The sequence below is a fragment of the Streptomyces longisporus genome (assembly GCF_039532765.1).
Lineage (GTDB): Bacteria > Actinomycetota > Actinomycetes > Streptomycetales > Streptomycetaceae > Streptomyces > Streptomyces longisporus.
In genome coordinates this window covers 1-1594 of sequence record NZ_BAAASG010000034.1, presented here as the reverse complement: position 1 = coordinate 1594, position 1594 = coordinate 1, and the positions used below count along the sequence as shown (strand labels likewise).

The following is a 1594-nucleotide window of genomic DNA, read 5'->3' as shown; positions in this document are numbered from 1 at the left end:
TCGTCGAACAGTTCCCCTCGCTGGAGGCAGTGGAAGAGCTGGCCGATCATGCGGTTGAACAGGTGCCGCTGGGCCTGAGCGTGCCAGTCGCCGTGCTCGCGTCGTCGGCGGTAGTGGGCGTTCGCGCCCGGCGAGGCCTTGAGCGAGGCGAAGGCCCACAGATGGCCGGCGTGGTTGAGCCGGTCGTTCTTCACGCGGCGGCGTCCGACGTGGTGCTTCTTTCCGGAGGCGCGGGTGATGGGGGCCGAGCCTGCGTAGGCCTTCAGGCCGCGGGCGTCGGTGAACCGGTGGCGGTCGTCTCCGATCTCGGCAAGCACCCGGGCGCCGAGCTGGACGCCGAGACCGGGGAAACTGAGGATCACGTCAGCGTCCGGGTGCTGAGGGAAAGCCTCCTCCACCGCCCTCGCGAGGTCGTCCGCCGCGGTGCAGGCTGCCTCCAGCTGCCGCAGGAGGGCGAGCATCTGCTTGCCGAGCGCGTCCTCGACCAGTGGTGGCTGGTGGGCATAGTCGGCCCGGAAGATCTCCCGCATCCGGTCCGTCTCGGCTTCGATCCCTCGGGTACGACCTGCGCGCTTGAGTGCGGAGCGAAGCTGAGCTCGCGAGAGGCCGGCCGCGCGGGACGGCGTCGGGGCCACGGCCATGATGGCGCGGGCCTCGGGTCGGCAGAGCCCGTTCTGCCAGTTGGCGAAGGCCTCCAGGGCGGCCGGGTAGTACTCGCGCAGCAGCGAGCGGAGCTGGTTGGACAGCTGCTGGCGGTTCCAGATGGCGTCCTGCTGAGCACGGGCGAGTACGGCGATGGCCTGGGCGAGGTCGCTGTCCTGGGGCAGCGGCCGGTGCACGGCCATGTCGGTGCGCAGGATGTTGGCGAGTACAAAGGCGTCGCCGGGGTCGGACTTCTTGCGGCTGACGCCGTGCCGGTCACGGTAGCGGGCGGCGGCCATCGGGTTGATGGCGAACACCTGCCGCTTGCCGGCCCGGAGGACGGCGACGAGCAGGCCACGGCTGGTCTCGATCGCCACAGGGATCGGGTTCTGCTCGGTGTCGCCGTGCTCGGCGAGCCGGTCCAGCAGCGTCCGGTAGCCAGCCGCGGTGTCGTCGATGCGGAGTTTGGCCACCAGCTGGCCGGTGTCGTCGACCAGGGCGACGTCGTGGTGGTGTTCGGCCCAGTCGATACCGCAGTAGATCACGGTCTGGTTCCTCCCCCTCGTGGTGCTGTTTGTGCTGGTCACGAGCACATGCGGGCCACGCGGCGACCTAATTGCAGGACTCACCGGTCCGACATCTCACAAGCCGTTCGCGGCACCAGCGCACCGCGCGGGCCTCGCTCTTGGCCAGGGCTCGGCGGCTCGGGCAGTTCAAGAGGTCACCACGCGACGGGCTCGCACCACGACCAGAATCGAGGGTGGAAGACCCGCGAGGGCGGCGGCCGCGAAGACGCCAGGATTCGCCACTCTTCGCTGAGGCCTCGCGGGCCAGGAGACTTAGAGGCGTCACTCTGGAAGCCGTACGGCCGCCACCACCACGATCATGGAACCGGTCGCCAGGCACTCAGTAGGCCTGATCAACGGCCGCGCTGTTTCGAGGCATCCCGGTC

Annotated in this window: 1 protein-coding gene; it reads right to left on the bottom strand. The window is 69.6% G+C overall.

Annotated features, from left to right (window positions below; translation table 11 throughout):
- Nucleotides 1–1187, bottom strand: a 1187-nt coding sequence (locus tag ABD355_RS43785; RefSeq protein ID WP_344406980.1) for an IS110 family RNA-guided transposase, incomplete at its 3' end; no start/stop codon positions are given.
- Between the last annotated feature and the right edge of the window lie 407 nt (nt 1188–1594).